Source organism: Streptomyces sp. NPDC052079 (assembly GCF_040680275.1).
Taxonomy (GTDB): Bacteria; Actinomycetota; Actinomycetes; order Streptomycetales; family Streptomycetaceae; genus Streptomyces.
On record NZ_JBFAWL010000018.1, the window covers coordinates 59,767 to 74,881 of the forward strand.

Genomic DNA, 15,115 nt, shown 5'->3' on the forward strand with positions numbered 1-15,115 from the left:
GCGGGTCAGCGGTCGGCTATGTCCTCGCGGAGGCCGTCGGAGAACTCCCACCACGACAGCGGGAGCCAGTCGCCGTTCACATAGGCGTCGACCGTGGCACCGCGACCGCGGACGGTCACCGTCGTGCCCGGCGGATATGTGGTGCCGGACAGCCCGGGCACGGCGACAAGGAGTGTTCCCAGCCTTTGCGCTGCCATCTCCGCCCTTTCCTCTCGCGATACGACTCGGGGTTGCGGCGCCGATTCGTACCGGACGACGCCAAAAACGATATTCACGAAACATTACCGGCTTGCCCCGTTCGACGGACCGGAGAATCATGAGATACCGGTCACGTGGACCATCGGGAGAGGCGCGGTAACCAGACACATACGCCACCGAGTGGAGGTCGTGGTCATGAAAGCCGTCGTGTACAAAGGACCGTTCGAAGTCGCGGTCGAAGAAGTTGACAATCCTACCATCCAGCATCCGAACGACGTGATCGTACGGATCACCTCAAGCGCGATCTGCGGCTCCGACCTGCACATGTACGAGGGTCGTACCGCCGCCGAGCCCGGCATCACCTTCGGCCACGAGAACATGGGAATCATCACGGAGGTCGGCTCGGGCGTCACCGGGCTCAAGGAGGGCGACCGTGTGGTCATGCCCTTCAACGTCGCCTGCGGATTCTGCATCAACTGCGTCGAGGGGTACACCGGATTCTGTCTCACCGTCAACCCCGGTTTCGCGGGCGGCGCCTACGGCTACGTCGCGATGGGGCCGTACAAGGGCGGGCAGGCCGAGTACCTGCGTGTGCCCTACGCCGACTTCAACTGCCTGAAACTGCCGCCGGGGCAGGAACACGAGAACGACTTCATCCTGCTCGCCGACATCTTCCCCACGGGCTACCACGGGTGTGAACTCGCCCAGGTCCGCCCTGGCGAGAGCGTCACGGTGTACGGCGCGGGCCCGGTCGGTCTCATGGCGGCCTACTCGGCGCTGCTGCGCGGCGCACGGAAGGTGTTCGCCGTGGACCGGGTTCCCGAGCGGCTGCAGAAGGCGCAGGAGATCGGCGCGATCCCGATCGACTTCTCCAAGGGCGACCCGGTGGAGCAGATACACGAGCAGACCGAGGGCATGGGCACCGACAAGGGCATCGACGCCGTCGGCTACCAGGCGTCGGCCGGCGGGGACACGGACCGCGAGGAGCCGGCGACCGTGCTGAACTCCCTCATCCGCACGGTCCGGGCCACCGGAATGCTCGGGGTGCCCGGGCTCTACGTCCCCGCGGACCCCGGCGCCCCGGACGAGCAGTCGAAGAAGGGCATGCTCCTTGTCGCGGTCGGCAAGCTCTTCGAGAAGGGCCTGCGGATGGGCACCGGACAGTGCAACGTGAAGCGCTACAACCGGTTCCTGCGCGACATGATCATCGAGGGCAGGGCGAAGCCGAGCTTCGTCGTCTCCCACGAGCTGCCCCTGGACCAGGCGCCGTCCGCCTACGACAAGTTCGACAAGCGGGTGGAGGGCTACACCAAGGTGGTGCTGCGCCCGTAGGGCTGTCGCGACGCCGCACGTAATTCGGATGCGGCGGGGGGCCGGCCGGTGGACGATCGACCACGGCGTCGATCGTCCACCGCTCCAGGAGCCGCCGTGACCCAGCGCGTCACCGTTCCCACCCTGTTCCCGCCGCCCTCCTACTCCCACGCCTCCGTCGTCGAGGCGGGCACCAGGCTGGCGTTCCTCGCCGGTTCCGTCCCGCTGACCGCGGAGGGGAAGCTGGCCGGCGAGGGAGATCCGGTGCGCCAGGCCCGGCAAGTGATCGCCAACCTCGAGGAACAGCTGAGGGCGGTGGGCAGCTCCCTGGACCTGGTCGTCGCGACGGATGTGTACGTGGTGAGCGGTGAGCCCGCCGCGCTCTCCGCCGTGTGGGAGGTCGTCGAGGCGTCCGGGCTGAGCACCGGGCCCCACTCGTCGACGCTGATCGGTGTGCCCTGCCTCGGCTACCCCGGGCAGCTCGTGGAGATCACGGCGACGGCGGTCGTACCCGACGGCGCCGGGTCGTGACGCCCCCCGAGGGAGCCGTCACGCTGCGCCGGGCCCTCCCCTCCGATGCCGGGCCCGCGGCCGGCGTGTGGCTGCGGTCCTTCGCCGCCGCGCTGCCGAGCGTGGTCCGGCCCCGGTCCGACGACGAGGTCCGGCAGTACTTCCGGCACGTCCTGGTGCCCCTGCGTGAGACGTGGGTGGCGGAGACGGCGGACGAGGACCTCGTCGGCGTGCTGGTGCTGGAGGGCGAGGAGCTGGAGCAGCTGTACCTCGACCCCGGGTGGCGCGGGCGCGGGATCGGTGACCGGTTCGTCGCGCTGGCCAAGCAGCGCAGCCCCGGAGGGCTCGTCCTGTGGACCTTCCAGGTCAACGCGCCGGCCCACCGCTTCTATGAGCGGCATGGATTCACGGCCGTGGAGTGGACGGACGGCTCCGGGAACGAGGAACGGGAGCCGGACGTGCGGTACGTGTGGCGGCCGTAGGACACCCGGGCCGAGGCGTCAGCCGCTGCTTTCCGGTGTGCCCAGTCCCGCCGCCCGGGCCGCGGTGCGCAGTACGTCCCGGAGCATCTCGGGGGTGAGCCGGCCGGTGAAGGTGTTGCGCTGGCTGACGTGGAAGCAGCCGAAGAGGTCCAGGCCGGGCCCGTCGGGGGCGTCCAGCGTGACGCGGGCGCCGTGTGCGAAGGCGGGCCGTGGGCGGGGCACGGTCCAGCCGGCCTCGGCGAACGCCGGCAGGGCGGCCTGCCAGCCAAAGGCACCGAGGAGGACGGCGGCCCGGACGGTGGGGCGCAGCAGACGCAGCTCCTGCACCAGCCAGGGCCGGCAGGTGTCCCGCTCCTTGGGGGTGGGCTTGTTGGCGGGCGGGGCACAGTGCACGGGCGCGGTGACACGTACGCCGTACAGCCGCAGGCCGTCCGCCGCGTGCACGGAGGTCGGCTGCGAGGCGAGCCCGACGTCGTACAGAGTCTGGTACAGCACGTCCCCGGAACGGTCCCCGGTGAACATCCGGCCAGTGCGGTTGCCGCCGTGCGCCGCCGGGGCCAGTCCGACGATCAGCAGCCGGGCGTCCGGCGGTCCGAACCCGGGCACCGGCCTGCCCCAGTACGTCCAGTCCGCGAACGCGGCGCGCTTGGTACGGGCGACCTCCTCACGCCAGGCGACCAGCCGGGGGCAGGCACGGCAGCCGGCGATGCGCTGGTCGAGACGGGAGAGGCCGCTGGGGTCCATGGCTCCACGGTAGGTGCTGCGGGGAGCCGGAAAATTTCCGCACCGGCGGTGGCGCCCGGGGGGGGTTAGGGTCGGGACCATGGCTTCTGAGAGTGCCGAGGACCCCAGAACCGCCGCTGCGGTGGCCGCCGCCGAGGCGGCCGGGCCGGGGGCCGGTGAGTCCGTGCGGATCGACAGCTGGATCTGGTCGGTGCGTCTGGTCAAGACGCGGTCCCTCGGTGCCGCCGCCTGCCGGGGCGGGCACGTCCGGGTGAACGGCGAGCGGGTGAAGCCCTCGCACTCCGTCCGCGTCGGTGACGAGGTGCGGCTGCGGGCCGAAACCCGGGAGCGGATCGTCGTCGTCAAGCGGCTGATCCGCAAGCGGGTGGGCGCTCCGGTGGCCGTCCAGTGCTACATCGACAACTCGCCGCCCCCTCCGCCGCGCGAGGCCGTCGCCCCGGCCGGTGTCCGCGACCGCGGCGCGGGCCGCCCGACCAAGCGCGACCGCCGCGAGATGGAACGCCTGCGCGGACTCGGCGGCCTGGGCGGGTTCGGCGCCGGTGAGCCGGGCGCCGGGCCCGGAGGGCGCCGTGCGGCCGGCCGCGGCACGGCCCCGGGCGGCACCGGTGGCCGTGGAGGCTCGGGCACCCGGGGCACGAAAGGCGGCCGGACCTCCCGCGGCCGGGACTCCGGCGGCACGAACCGGCCTTGACCGGCCGGACGGGGGAGAGACCGCCTCTCACCCGTGAACTCATCGTTGTCGGGCGTCACTTCCTCGGTCGGTTGTCGGTTGCCGGGACGGCTCTCACCCACATCCGGTCCTCCGTCAGATAGTGGTCCACCCTCAGGCCTGCCTCCCCCAGTGCCTCCTCGAACTGCTGCCTCGTCAGGGGGCGGGCGCGGAAGGTCTGGGTCCAGACCGCGTCCGGGAACATGTACTCCGCGCGTACCGAGTTGACCCCGTCGCCGACCGGCTCCGCCGAGACGATCCGCACGGTGAAGCCGGCCGGGTCGACCCGCTCGCGCGGCACATTGCTGTGGTAGTCCTCGCCCTCCCGCTGGATCAGTACGCATCCGCCCTTCGCCAAATGCCGTACGCAGGTGCGCAGCATGCCCCGCCGTACCTCGACGTCCCCCGCGTGCACCAGGAAGGAGGCGAGCAGCACCACGTCGAACGTCTCACCGAGGTCGAGCCTCTCGATCGAGTCGCATATCGTCCGCGCGCCGCGCACGCGCTCCAGCATCTCCGCGGACTCGTCCACCGCCGTGACGTCGAAGCCGCGCTGCAGCAGCGCGTGCGTCATGCGCCCCACACCGCTGCCCAGCTCCAGCACCCGCGCCCCGGCCGGCACGGCGGCGGCGATGATGTCCGGCTCGTCCCCGACGGGCAGCCGCGCATAGAGCTCCACCGCACAGCCGTCCGGAGTGATCGCCCCAGGCCCCGTTCCCTCGTACCCCTCACGCATTTTCAGCTCCATGCCCGTCCAACGGACCGCGTCCGCACGCCCGTTCCCCCACCTCGTGAATTCACCCGTCCGAGTGAGTCCACGGTGGTCGACCGAGCGGTGGGGCAGGGGGTTCCGGGGCACCCGGAGCCCGACGGCTTCCGTGCCGCAGCCGCATCTCGCGGGCGGGACCGGGCAGGAGCGGTGGTGAGGACGATGCGTACGGGGAGTGAGCCGACGACCGCGCGCAGTGCTCTGCGGATGCGGTTCTGGCTGAGCGTGTGGGGCGAGGTCTGGACGGTGGCCGGGACGGTCGGGTTCGCGCTCGCGGGGCATCCGGGCTGGGCGCTCGCCTGCGGGGTGCTGTGGCTGCTCGTCACGGCCGACATGGCCTTCATCGTCCGGCACATCCGCCAGGGGCCGCACTATCAGCCGGGACGCGACGTCCCTCCGTACGAGCCGCCGAGGAGCCGGCCGTAGTGCGGGGCGTCCGTCAGTCCTCGAAGCGGGCCGCCTTCAGGTACTCAGGGTTGGGGTCCAGTGCCGCCGCCAGCCGGAAGTGACGCCTGGCCGGGTGGGAGCGGCCCTGCCGCTGGTAGGTGCGGGCGAGCGCGAAGTGGGCGAAGGCGTTGTCCGGCTCGCGCTCCAGGACCAGGGAGAACTCCAGCTCGGCGGGGCGCAGCTGCGCCGCGGCGAAGAACGCACGGGCGCGCAGCAGGCGGGCGGCGGTGTTCTCCGGGTGGACGTCGATCACGCCGTCGAGCAGCTTGACCGCGCCCCGCGGGTCCCGGGAGGCGAGCAGGTGCTCGGCGGCACGGAAGTCGATGACATGCGTCTCCGGCGTACGTCCGGTCGAACCACTGGTCTCGGGCACGGCGGAATCCTTCCCTCGCGGAACGACTTCAACGCCTCCTTCGCGGCCCGCTATTCCTGGGACGGCTTCCGGGGTGCGCGTGCCCGGCGGACGAGCTCGGAGCACACGTCCTTGACGCGTTGTTCCAGCTCGTCGAGGGTGCCGTCGTTGTCGATGATCATGTCGGCGATCGCCCGGCGCTGCTCGCGGGTCGCCTGGGCGGCCATCCGTGCCCGGGCGTCCTCCTCGGTCATGCCGCGCTTGCTCACGAGCCGCTCGAGCTGGGTTTCGGGGCTCGCGTCGACGACGATCACCAGGTCGTAGAGGGGCGCGAGGCCGTTCTCGGTAAGGAGAGGGACGTCGTGGACGACCACGGCGTCGTCGGGGGCGGCCTCTTCCAGCTCCCGGGAGCGGGCGCCCACCAGGGGGTGGACGATCGAGTTGAGGAGGGCCAGCTTCTCCGGGTCGGCGAAGACGATGGAGCCCAGTTTCTGCCGGTCGAGGCTGCCGTCCGCGGTGAGGATGTTCTCGCCGAACGCGTCGACGACGGCGGCGAGCCCCGGCGTCCCTGGCGCGACGACCTCACGCGCGATGCGGTCCGCGTCGATCAGCACGGCACCGCACTCGACGAGCAGCCGCGACACCTCGCTCTTGCCGGCCCCGATGCCGCCGGTCAGCCCCACTGTCAGCATGAACAGCAGCCTAGAGGCTGCCCGCGGCACCGGGGCCGCGGGGCGTCAGTTCTCGCCCTCTCGCTCCGCGAGGAAGCGCTCGAACTCGCGGCCGATCTCGTCGGCGGACGGAATCTCCACCGGCTCCGCGAGCATATTGCCCCGGGTCTCGGCGCCCGCGGCCGCGTCGTACTGGTGCTCGAGGCCCTGCACGAGGGCGGTGAGCTCGTCGTCGCCCTCCTGGATCTGGCGGTCGATCTCGGTCTGGGTGCGGTGGGCGTCGGTGCGCAGCGCGTGCGCGACACCGGGCAGGACCAGGCCGGTGGCGGCCGTGATGGCCTCCAGGGCGGTCAGTGCCGCGTCGGGGTACGGGGACCGGGCGATGTAGTGCGGCACGTGCGCGGCGACGCCCAGGACGTCGTGCCCGGCCTGCATCAGCCGGTACTCGACGAGGGCCTCCGCGCTGCCGGGCACCTGCGCCTCGTCGAAGGGGCTCTTGCTCGCCGGGACGAGGTCGGCGCGGTTGCCGTGCGGGGTGATGCCGACCGGGCGCGTGTGCGGGACGCCCATGGGGATGCCGTGGAAGTTCACCGACAGGCGTACGCCGAGCCGCTCCACGATCTGCTGGACGGCGGCGGCGAAGCGCTCCCACTCGATGTCCGGCTCGGGCCCGGACAGCAGCAGGAAGGGCGCCCCAGTGGCGTCCTGGACGAGGCGCACCTCGATGGCGGGCACCTCGTAGTCGCTCCAGCGGTCGCGGGTGAAGGTCAGCAGCGGACGCCGGGCGCGGTAGTCGACCAGCCGGTCGTGGTCGAACCGGGCGACGACCTGGTGGGGCAGCGAGCCGAGCAGCCGGTCGACGATCTGGTCCCCGGTCTCGCCCGCGTCGATGTATCCGTCGAAGTGGTAGAGCATGACAAGTCCGGCCGACTCCTGGGCCAGCGCCATGTCGACGACGCCGAGCCCCTTCGGCTCCCATGCGTACAAACCCTGCGGATCAAGCACAGTGACCGCTCCTCCTCGTGTTCGTACGACACAACGTGGCATGCGGCACTGACATTCCCGGCAGGGGGCGACCCCCGTCCGGCGACGGGGATTTGCCCGTCGCCGGCCCGCGGCCGGCCTGCCCGCACACCCCGGGGCAGCACTGAGGGGCCGTACCCCGGAAGGTACGGCCCCTCAGTCAACGGCCAGGAGCGAGCGTCAGCTCTGCCCGCCCGCCAGCTTCTCCCGCAGAGCGGCGAGCGCCTCGTCCGAAGCCAGCGCACCGGACTGGTCGCCACCCTCGGAGGAGTACGAACCGCCACCGGACGCGGCCGGAGCGGCGGCCTCGCCACCCTCGGCAGCGGCCTGGGCGTCCGCCTCGCGGGACTTGATGACCTGCGCCTGGTGCTGCTCGAAGCGCTGCTGCGCCTCGGCGTACTGGCGCTCCCACTCCTCGCGCTGCTTCTCGTAGCCCTCGAGCCAGTCGTTGGTCTCGGGGTCGAAGCCCTCGGGGTAGATGTAGTTGCCCTGGTCGTCGTAGGACGCGGCCATGCCGTACAGGGTCGGGTCGAACTCGACCGCCGACGGGTCGGCACCGAAGGACTCGTTGGCCTGCTTCAGCGAGAGGCTGATGCGACGGCGCTCGAGGTCGATGTCGATGACCTTGACGAAGATCTCGTCGTTGACCTGGACGACCTGCTCCGGGATCTCCACGTGGCGCTCGGCCAGCTCGGAGATGTGGACCAGACCCTCGATGCCCTCGTCCACGCGGACGAACGCACCGAACGGAACCAGCTTCGTGACCTTGCCGGGCACGACCTGGCCGATCTGGTGGGTGCGGGCGAACTGCTGCCACGGGTCTTCCTGGGTCGCCTTCAGCGACAGGGAGACACGCTCGCGGTCCATGTCGACGTCGAGGACCTCGACGGTGACTTCCTGGCCGACCTCGACAACCTCGGACGGGTGGTCGATGTGCTTCCAGGAGAGCTCGGAGACGTGGACCAGACCGTCGACGCCACCCAGGTCCACGAAGGCACCGAAGTTGACGATCGAGGAGACGACGCCGGAACGGACCTGCCCCTTCTGGAGGGTGGTGAGGAACGTCTGGCGCACCTCGGACTGGGTCTGCTCCAGCCAGGCACGGCGGGACAGGACCACGTTGTTGCGGTTCTTGTCCAGCTCGATGATCTTGGCCTCGAGCTCCTTGCCCACGTAGGGCTGAAGGTCGCGGACGCGGCGCATCTCGACCAGGGAGGCCGGGAGGAAGCCACGGAGGCCGATGTCGAGGATGAGACCACCCTTGACGACCTCGATGACGGTACCGGTGACGATCCCGTCCTCTTCCTTGATCTTCTCGATGGTGCCCCAGGCACGCTCGTACTGGGCGCGCTTCTTCGAGAGGATCAGGCGGCCTTCCTTGTCCTCCTTCTGGAGAACGAGGGCCTCGATCTCGTCGCCGACGGCGACGACCTCGTTGGGGTCGACGTCGTGCTTGATCGAGAGCTCGCGGCTCGGGATAACGCCTTCGGTCTTGTAACCGATGTCGAGCAGGACCTCGTCCCGGTCGACCTTCACGATGACGCCGTCGACGATGTCGCCGTCGTTGAAGTACTTGATCGTCTCGTCGATCGCTGCGAGGAAGGCTTCCTCGTTACCGATGTCGTTGACCGCTACCTGCGGGGTGGTGGCGGTGGTCTCGGTGCTGCTCGTCATGTGGGAAAGGGCTCCGGTACGGACATTGAAGTCGTAGGTACTGCTACGCCGGAGCCTGTTTCGCTCTGCAGAAGCCGGACAGCAAAGGAAGCGCCCCACCGTTGACCAGTGATGACGCCTCGAGAACCGAGGGGACATACAACAGATGCGAGCGCAGCCTGCTACGTCTGAGGCACGCAGGCTCGCAGCGCAACTTGTAGCATACGGGGGCAGCCGGGCAGGGTCAATGCGCGAAGCCGCCCACCCTGGGCGGATCGCCGCATAACCGGCGCCATTCCCCCGTATGGCGGAACACGCACGTCAGATGCGGCCCGGTACCGCGCAGGGTCCGGGAGCACCCTCGGCGCCACGCCAGGGTCCGGCTGGACGGAAGAGTACGACGAGGGAGCCCATCATCCAAGAGCCCGAAGCACCCGAACCGGAGGCGACCCGGCGGGAGGCCGGAGTCACGGAGAGTTCCCGCGCCAACCGGGGCTGGTGGGACCGCAACGCCGACGAGTACCAGACCGAGCACGGCACCTTCCTCGGCGACGACCGCTTCGTGTGGGGTCCCGAGGGTCTGGACGAGGTCGAGGCGGAGCTGCTCGGCCCGCCGGAGGAGCTGAAGGGGCGGGACGTCCTGGAGCTCGGCGCCGGCGCGGCGCAGTGCTCGCGCTGGCTGGCCGCCCAGGGCGCGCGTCCGGTGGCGCTGGACATCTCGCACCGGCAACTGCGGCACGCGCAGCGCATCGGCGGGCCGTTCCCCCTGGTGTGCGCCGACGCGGGCGCGCTGCCCTTCGCCGACGGCTCCTTCGACCTGGTCTGCTCGGCGTACGGGGCACTGCCCTTCGTGGCCGACCCGCGGCTGGTACTGCGGGAGGTGCGCCGGGTGCTGCGCCCGGGCGGCCGGCTGGTCTTCTCGGTCACGCATCCGATCCGCTGGGCGTTCCCCGACGAGCCGGGGCCGGAAGGCCTGAGCGTCTCGGCGTCGTACTTCGACCGCACGCCCTACGTCGAGCAGGACGAGGGGGGCCGCGCGGTGTACGTCGAGCACCACAGGACGCTCGGGGACCGCGTCCGGGACGTGGTCGCCTCGGGATTCCGGCTGGTGGACCTGGTGGAGCCGGAGTGGCCGGCCTGGAACACCTCCGAGTGGGGCGGCTGGTCGCCGCTGCGCGGGAACCTCATCCCGGGGACGGCGGTCTTCGTATGCGTGCGGGACTGAGTGCGTGATCCGTTACGACGCCCTGGACGCCCTTCCCGTACGCGATGCCCTGCCCGGGCTGACCGACGCCCTCGACGCGCACGGCACCGCGGTGCTGGTGGCGCCGCCCGGGACGGGCAAAACGACCCTGGTGCCGTTGGCGCTGGCGGGTCTGCTCGGTTCTGGGCCCGCGCGGCGGGTGGTCGTCGCCGAGCCGCGGCGGATCGCGGCCCGCGCGGCGGCACGGCGGATGGCGTGGCTGCTGGGCGAGCGGGTCGGCGAGTCGGTCGGTTTCACGGTGCGCGGGGAGCGGACGGTCGGGCGGCACACGCGCGTGGAGGTCGTCACGACCGGTGTGCTCCTCCAGCGCCTGCAGCGCGACCAGGAGCTGACCGGGGTCGACGTGGTGGTGCTCGACGAGTGCCATGAGCGGCATCTGGACGCGGACACGGCGGCGGCGTTCCTGTGGGACGTGCGCGAGACGCTCCGTCCCGAGCTGCGGCTGGTGGCCGCCTCGGCCACCACGGACGCGGAGGGCTGGGCGCGACTGCTGGGCGGCGCGCCGGTCGTCGAGGCGCACGGTGCCGCGCACCCGGTGGAGGTGGTGTGGGCGCCTCCCGCGCGCGAGGTGCGTCCGCCGCACGGCATGCGGGTCGATCCGGCGCTCCTGGCGCATGTGGCGTCGGTGGTGCGGCGGGCGCTGCCCGAGCGCGAGGGGGATGTGCTGGCGTTCCTGCCCGGCGTGGGCGAGATCGCCCGGGTGGCCGGGCTGCTGGGTGACCTCGGCGGTGTCGAGGTGCTCCAGGTGCACGGCAGGGCGCCGGCGGCCGTGCAGGACGCGGTGCTGTCGGCCGGGGAGCGGCGCCGGGTGGTGCTGGCGACCTCGGTGGCGGAGTCGTCGCTGACGGTTCCCGGGGTGCGGGTGGTCGTGGACTCGGGGCTCGCGCGGGAGCCGCGAGTCGATCATGCGCGGGGGCTGAGCGCGCTGACGACGGTCCGGGCGTCGCGGGCCGCCGGGCGGCAGCGGGCGGGCCGCGCGGGGCGTGAGGCGCCGGGTGCGGTGTATCGCTGCTGGGCGGAGGCGGAGGACGCGCGGCTGCCGCGGTTCCCCTCCCCCGAGATCAAGGTGGCCGACCTGACGGCGTTCGCCCTCCAGGCGGCGTGCTGGGGCGATCCCGACGCCTCCGGGCTGGCCCTGCTGGATCCCCCGCCGGGCGGGGCCATGGCGGCGGCCCGTTCCGTGCTGACGGCGATCGGGGCGGTCGGCCCCGACGGGCGTGCCACGGAACGGGGCGTCCGGCTTGCGGGGCTGGGGCTGCACCCCCGGCTGGGGCGGGCGCTGCTGGACGCGACCCCGTTGGTGGGTGCCGAGCTGGCCGCCGAGGTGGTCGCCCTGATCGGCGAGGAACCGCCGCGTGGCTACGGAGACGACCTCGCCGGCGCGCTGCGCACCGCCCGGCGCGGCGGTGACGCGTACGCCGCCCGCTGGCGCACGGAGACCCGCCGGCTGCGCAGGGCGGCTCCCGGGCCCTCCTCCGGTGCACCGGAGGGCACCCTGCTGGCTCCGCCGGACGCGACCTCCACCACAGCGGTCTCCCGACTCCCCGATCCATCCACCCCCACGCACGGGGACGACACCCACCGCCCCGAGCGGACCACCCCGGACGCCCGGGCGACCGCCTCAGATCACTCCCCGGACACCCGGGCAACCGCCGAAGGGCGCTCCCCCGACGCCCCGGGCGCCCCGGGCCCCGGGCTCCCCGATCCCGCCACCCCCACGCACGGGGACGACACCCACCGCCCCGAGCGGACCACCCCGGACGCCCGGGCGACCGCCGAAGGGCGCTCCCCCGACACCCCGGGATCCGGGCTCCCCGATCCCTCCGCCCCGGCGCACGGGGACGACACCCACCGGACCACCCCGGACACCCGGGCGACCGCCCAAGGGCGCTCCCCGGAGACCCGGACCGCCGGAGGTCACTCCCCGGGTGCCCCGGGTCCAGGCCCGGCGGTGGTCACTTCGGGGGACGGGGAGGACAGGCGGGTCGGGGTCGTTGTCGCGCTGGCGTTTCCTGAGCGGGTTGCCCGGGTCGACAGTGGGTCGTATCTGATGGTGGCCGGGACGCGGGCCGAGGTGGGGGCGGGGTCCGGGCTGCGGGGAGCGGAGTGGCTCGCCGTCGCCGTGGCCGACCGGCCCGTGGGGCGCGGGCACGCGCGCGTACAGCTGGGCGCGGCTGTCGACGAGGGCATCGCGCGGTACGCGGCGGGCGCGCTCCTGGAGAGCCGCGAGGAAGTGCACTGGGCGGACGGCGACGTCGTCGCGCGGCGGGTGGAGCGGCTCGGGGCGGTGGAGCTGGCCGTACGGCCGCACACCGGCGCCGACCCCTCGCTCGTACGGGCCGCGCTGCTGGACGGGCTGCGCCGGGAGGGGTTCGGGCTGTTGAGGTGGCCGGCCGGGGCGGTCGTGCTGCGGCAGCGGCTGGCGTTCCTGCGCGAGCGGCTCGGCGAACCGTGGCCCGATGTGTCCGACGAGGCGCTGCACGCGCGCGTGGAGGAGTGGCTGGAGCCGGAGCTGAGCCGGGCCCGGCGGCGAGCCGACCTCGCGCGGATCGATGCCGGCGAGGCGCTCGGGCGGCTGCTGCCCTGGGCCTCCGGGGAGGCCGCGCGGCTCGACGAGCTGGCGCCCGAGCGGATCACCGTGCCCAGTGGGTCCCGGGTCCGGATCGACTACTCCGACCCGGAGCAGCCGGTGCTGGCGGTGAAGCTCCAGGAGATGTTCGGGCTGCAGGAGTCACCAAAGGTGGCCGGAGTGCCGCTTCTGGTGCATCTGCTGTCGCCGGCCGGGCGGCCGGCCGCCGTGACGGCCGACCTCGCGTCCTTCTGGCGGGAGGGTTACCAGGGCGTACGGGCCGAACTGCGCGGGCGCTATCCCAAGCATCCGTGGCCGGAGGACCCGGCCTCCGCCGAGCCGACCCGGCACACCAAGGCGCGACTCGGACGGTGAACGAAGGTGCCCCTCCGTCGTACGGGAGGGGCGCCTTCGACGGTGGGTGCGGTCAGGCGGTGGGGCTGCTCGTCGACGGGCTCGGGAACGGCGTCTCGTCCGCCGCCACGGTCAGTTCGACGGTGAGGGTCGCTCCGCCCGCGGTGGTGATGCGGAGCAGGAACGTGCCGGTGGTGTCGTCCGCGTACAGCTGCGGCAGCTTCAGCAGGCCGTCCGCGTCCGTCTTCAGACCGTTCAGCGTGCGGATCGCCTTGCCGTCGGCGTCCTTGAAGTAGGGGCCCTTGTCGTTCTCGGCCGGATTGTCGGCCGACCTGATGAGCGTGGCGGTGGCGGCGACCTTGTCCGCGGCGGCACCGCCGTACGTGGCCTTCACCTCGACCGCTGCGGCGAACGCGCCGGCGGGGGTGCAGGTGAGCGGCGCGTCGCCGTTGCGGACGAGCGTGTCGGCCGCGCGCTCGGTGACCGTCGCCCGGTAGTCGACGCCGGGGATGACACGGCCCACGACGACGGCACGGACGGTGAACGAGCCGGGCGTCTCGCCGGCCTGGAGCGCGGGTGCCACGGCGACGCCCGACGTGCCGGTGACGACGGTGGCCACCTTCTCGCCGCCGGCGAAGGTGGTGCCGGTGTCGCCCAGGATCGTGAAGCGGATCCGCACCTTGGCCACGGCCTTGCCGGTGTCCGTCTCGGCGCGGCTGCTGATCGCCTTGGTGAACGCGTCGCCCGCCATCGCCGTGAGCGCCCCGGTGCCGGCGTCCTCCAGGTGGTCCACCGTGTCGGTGGGCGTCGGAGGGGTGGTGGTCGGAGGGGGCGTGGTGGGCGCGGTGGGCGGCGGTGTGGTCGGGCCGCCACTGCCGGGGGTGTCGGGGCGGGGGCTCGGGCTGGAGCCGCCCGGCTTGTCGCCGGGCTTGGCGCCGGGCTTCGTACCGGGCTTGGGCGCGGGCGGAGTGGCCGAGGCCGGGGACGACGGGGAGGGGCGCACGGTGTCGTCGTCGCTGCGGTCCACGGGCAGCGAGCCGGTGCCGTCCGGGATCTCGTGGGTGCCCTTGCGGTAGTACTCCAGCCACCGCAGGACGGTGTTCAGATAATCCGTCGAATTGTTGTAGCTGAGGATGGCCTTCCTCAGGTCGCCCCGGTCGGACAGGTCCCAGCCGTTGCGGCACAGGTAGTGGCCGGCGGAGAGTGCGGCGTCGTAGATGTTGTTGGGGTCCTCGCGCCCGTCGCCGTTGCCGTCGCGGCCCGCCCACGCCCAGGTGGAGGGGATGAACTGCATGGGGCCGACGGCCTGGTCGTAGGTGCTGTTGCCGTCGTAGGCACCGTTGTCGGTGTCCTTGATGAGGGCGAAGCCGTTGCCGTCCAGCTGCGGGCCGAGGATCGGGGAGAGCGTGGTGCCGTCGGAGGAGACGCGTCCGCCGCGGGCCTGACCGGACTCCACCTTGCCGATGGCGGCGAGGAGTTGCCAGGGCAGATTGCAGCCCGGCTTCTTCTCGCGCAGCGTGGCCTCGGCCTTTTTGTAGGCGTCGAGGACCGTCGCGGGTATGCCGGCCTCCGACGCGGACCGGTCGCCCGGACCCGTTCCGGAACTCGGGGAGGGGTTGGGGCTGTTGAGGGGCGGCAGGTCCGTGTAGTACGGCGAATTGCCGGTCGCGCTGTCGGCGGCGGCCTCCTCGGGCGAGGGCGTGGCGTCGGTGGTGGTCTGTCTGCCCTGGCCGTCGACCGTCACGCCCGGGGCCTGGGATGCGGACAGGGCCGCCACCGCTGCCGCGGCCACGGCGGTGGTTGCCGCTCCCTTGCGCAGCCTCCTGCCGAAATGCGCCGCCATAGAGTGAACCCCTCCCCGTGGGCGCTGTGGCGCCCGTCAACGTGTGCTGTGCCCGCCCTGTTGTGACGTTCCGCCCGCCGCGCCGGTTGCCCTTCGCGGCCACTCCGGCGTGACGGCCCTCGCGACCCTACGACAACTTCCTTTGCCCGGACACCCGTTCGTGCCCGGTATTCACCCATTGGGCACGTTGATGGTGGCGCGGGGGCCGGGACGGGC

Annotated in this window: 15 protein-coding genes; 7 read left to right on the top strand and 8 right to left on the bottom strand. The window is 72.4% G+C overall.

What is annotated here, in order from left to right:
- Positions 1 to 5: 5 nt before the first annotated feature.
- Positions 6 to 197 carry a hypothetical protein gene (locus AB0L56_RS23725; RefSeq protein ID WP_361030153.1) on the bottom strand — a complete coding sequence of 64 codons (192 nt, stop codon included), beginning with the start codon at positions 195 to 197 and terminating at the stop codon, positions 6 to 8.
- A gap of 196 nt (positions 198 to 393) precedes the next feature.
- Between AB0L56_RS23725 and AB0L56_RS23730 the strand changes: the two genes are divergently transcribed.
- From AB0L56_RS23730 to AB0L56_RS23740, 3 genes are all read left to right on the top strand, one after another.
- Positions 394 to 1,530, top strand: coding sequence for a glutathione-independent formaldehyde dehydrogenase (locus AB0L56_RS23730; protein ID WP_365426061.1), 1,137 nt, complete (start codon positions 394 to 396; stop codon positions 1,528 to 1,530).
- A gap of 96 nt (positions 1,531 to 1,626) precedes the next feature.
- Entirely contained in the window at positions 1,627 to 2,040 is a 414-nt protein-coding gene (locus AB0L56_RS23735; RefSeq protein WP_365426064.1) for a RidA family protein, read from the top strand.
- Positions 2,037 to 2,501: a GNAT family N-acetyltransferase gene (locus AB0L56_RS23740; RefSeq protein WP_365426067.1), complete on the top strand. Its 465-nt coding sequence runs from the start codon at positions 2,037 to 2,039 to the stop codon at positions 2,499 to 2,501. Before AB0L56_RS23735 ends, AB0L56_RS23740 begins: the two co-directional genes overlap by 4 nt.
- An 18-nt stretch (positions 2,502 to 2,519) precedes the next feature.
- Here the strand turns inward: AB0L56_RS23740 and AB0L56_RS23745 are convergent, their stop codons facing one another.
- Entirely contained in the window at positions 2,520 to 3,245 is a 726-nt protein-coding gene (locus AB0L56_RS23745) for a uracil-DNA glycosylase (protein ID WP_365426070.1), read from the bottom strand.
- A 79-nt stretch (positions 3,246 to 3,324) separates the two neighbouring features.
- Here AB0L56_RS23745 and AB0L56_RS23750 point away from each other — a divergent pair, with 79 nt between their 5' ends.
- Positions 3,325 to 3,936, top strand: coding sequence for an RNA-binding S4 domain-containing protein (locus tag AB0L56_RS23750; protein WP_365426073.1), 612 nt, complete (start codon positions 3,325 to 3,327; stop codon positions 3,934 to 3,936).
- Between the two features lie 55 nt (positions 3,937 to 3,991).
- On the opposite strand, the gene AB0L56_RS23755 is transcribed toward AB0L56_RS23750, so the two are convergent.
- Positions 3,992 to 4,690 (bottom strand): methyltransferase domain-containing protein, encoded by a 699-nt coding sequence (locus tag AB0L56_RS23755; RefSeq protein WP_365426076.1) that lies wholly within the window; start codon positions 4,688 to 4,690, stop codon positions 3,992 to 3,994.
- 195 nt (positions 4,691 to 4,885) lie between these two features.
- Between AB0L56_RS23755 and AB0L56_RS23760 the strand changes: the two genes are divergently transcribed.
- Positions 4,886 to 5,149 carry a DUF6343 family protein gene (locus tag AB0L56_RS23760; protein WP_365426079.1) on the top strand — a complete coding sequence of 88 codons (264 nt, stop codon included), beginning with the start codon at positions 4,886 to 4,888 and terminating at the stop codon, positions 5,147 to 5,149.
- Positions 5,150 to 5,162: 13 nt separating this feature from the next.
- On the opposite strand, the gene AB0L56_RS23765 is transcribed toward AB0L56_RS23760, so the two are convergent.
- The 4 genes from AB0L56_RS23765 to rpsA all read right to left on the bottom strand — a co-directional run bounded on the left by AB0L56_RS23765 (position 5,163) and on the right by rpsA (position 8,890).
- Positions 5,163 to 5,543: a tetratricopeptide repeat protein gene (locus AB0L56_RS23765; protein ID WP_365426082.1), complete on the bottom strand. Its 381-nt coding sequence runs from the start codon at positions 5,541 to 5,543 to the stop codon at positions 5,163 to 5,165.
- 50 nt (positions 5,544 to 5,593) lie between these two features.
- Positions 5,594 to 6,214, bottom strand: a complete 621-nt coding sequence (gene coaE, locus AB0L56_RS23770) for a dephospho-CoA kinase (RefSeq protein ID WP_365426085.1) — start codon at positions 6,212 to 6,214, stop codon at positions 5,594 to 5,596.
- A 45-nt stretch (positions 6,215 to 6,259) separates the two neighbouring features.
- Positions 6,260 to 7,198 (bottom strand): PAC2 family protein, encoded by a 939-nt coding sequence (locus tag AB0L56_RS23775; protein WP_361030122.1) that lies wholly within the window; start codon positions 7,196 to 7,198, stop codon positions 6,260 to 6,262.
- 198 nt (positions 7,199 to 7,396) lie between these two features.
- A complete protein-coding gene (rpsA, locus tag AB0L56_RS23780) occupies positions 7,397 to 8,890 on the bottom strand; it encodes a 30S ribosomal protein S1 (RefSeq protein WP_361030119.1) in 1,494 nt (497 codons plus the stop codon).
- A 283-nt stretch (positions 8,891 to 9,173) separates the two neighbouring features.
- Here rpsA and AB0L56_RS23785 point away from each other — a divergent pair, with 283 nt between their 5' ends.
- Entirely contained in the window at positions 9,174 to 10,094 is a 921-nt protein-coding gene (locus AB0L56_RS23785) for a class I SAM-dependent methyltransferase (RefSeq protein WP_365426090.1), read from the top strand.
- 4 nt (positions 10,095 to 10,098) lie between these two features.
- Positions 10,099 to 13,077 carry an ATP-dependent helicase C-terminal domain-containing protein gene (locus AB0L56_RS23790; protein WP_365426093.1) on the top strand — a complete coding sequence of 993 codons (2,979 nt, stop codon included), beginning with the start codon at positions 10,099 to 10,101 and terminating at the stop codon, positions 13,075 to 13,077.
- Between the two features lie 52 nt (positions 13,078 to 13,129).
- On the opposite strand, the gene AB0L56_RS23795 is transcribed toward AB0L56_RS23790, so the two are convergent.
- The gene (locus AB0L56_RS23795) at positions 13,130 to 14,899 is read right to left on the bottom strand and encodes a lytic transglycosylase domain-containing protein (protein ID WP_365426096.1); all 1,770 of its coding nucleotides are present in this window, start codon (positions 14,897 to 14,899) and stop codon (positions 13,130 to 13,132) included.
- Positions 14,900 to 15,115 lie beyond the last annotated feature (216 nt).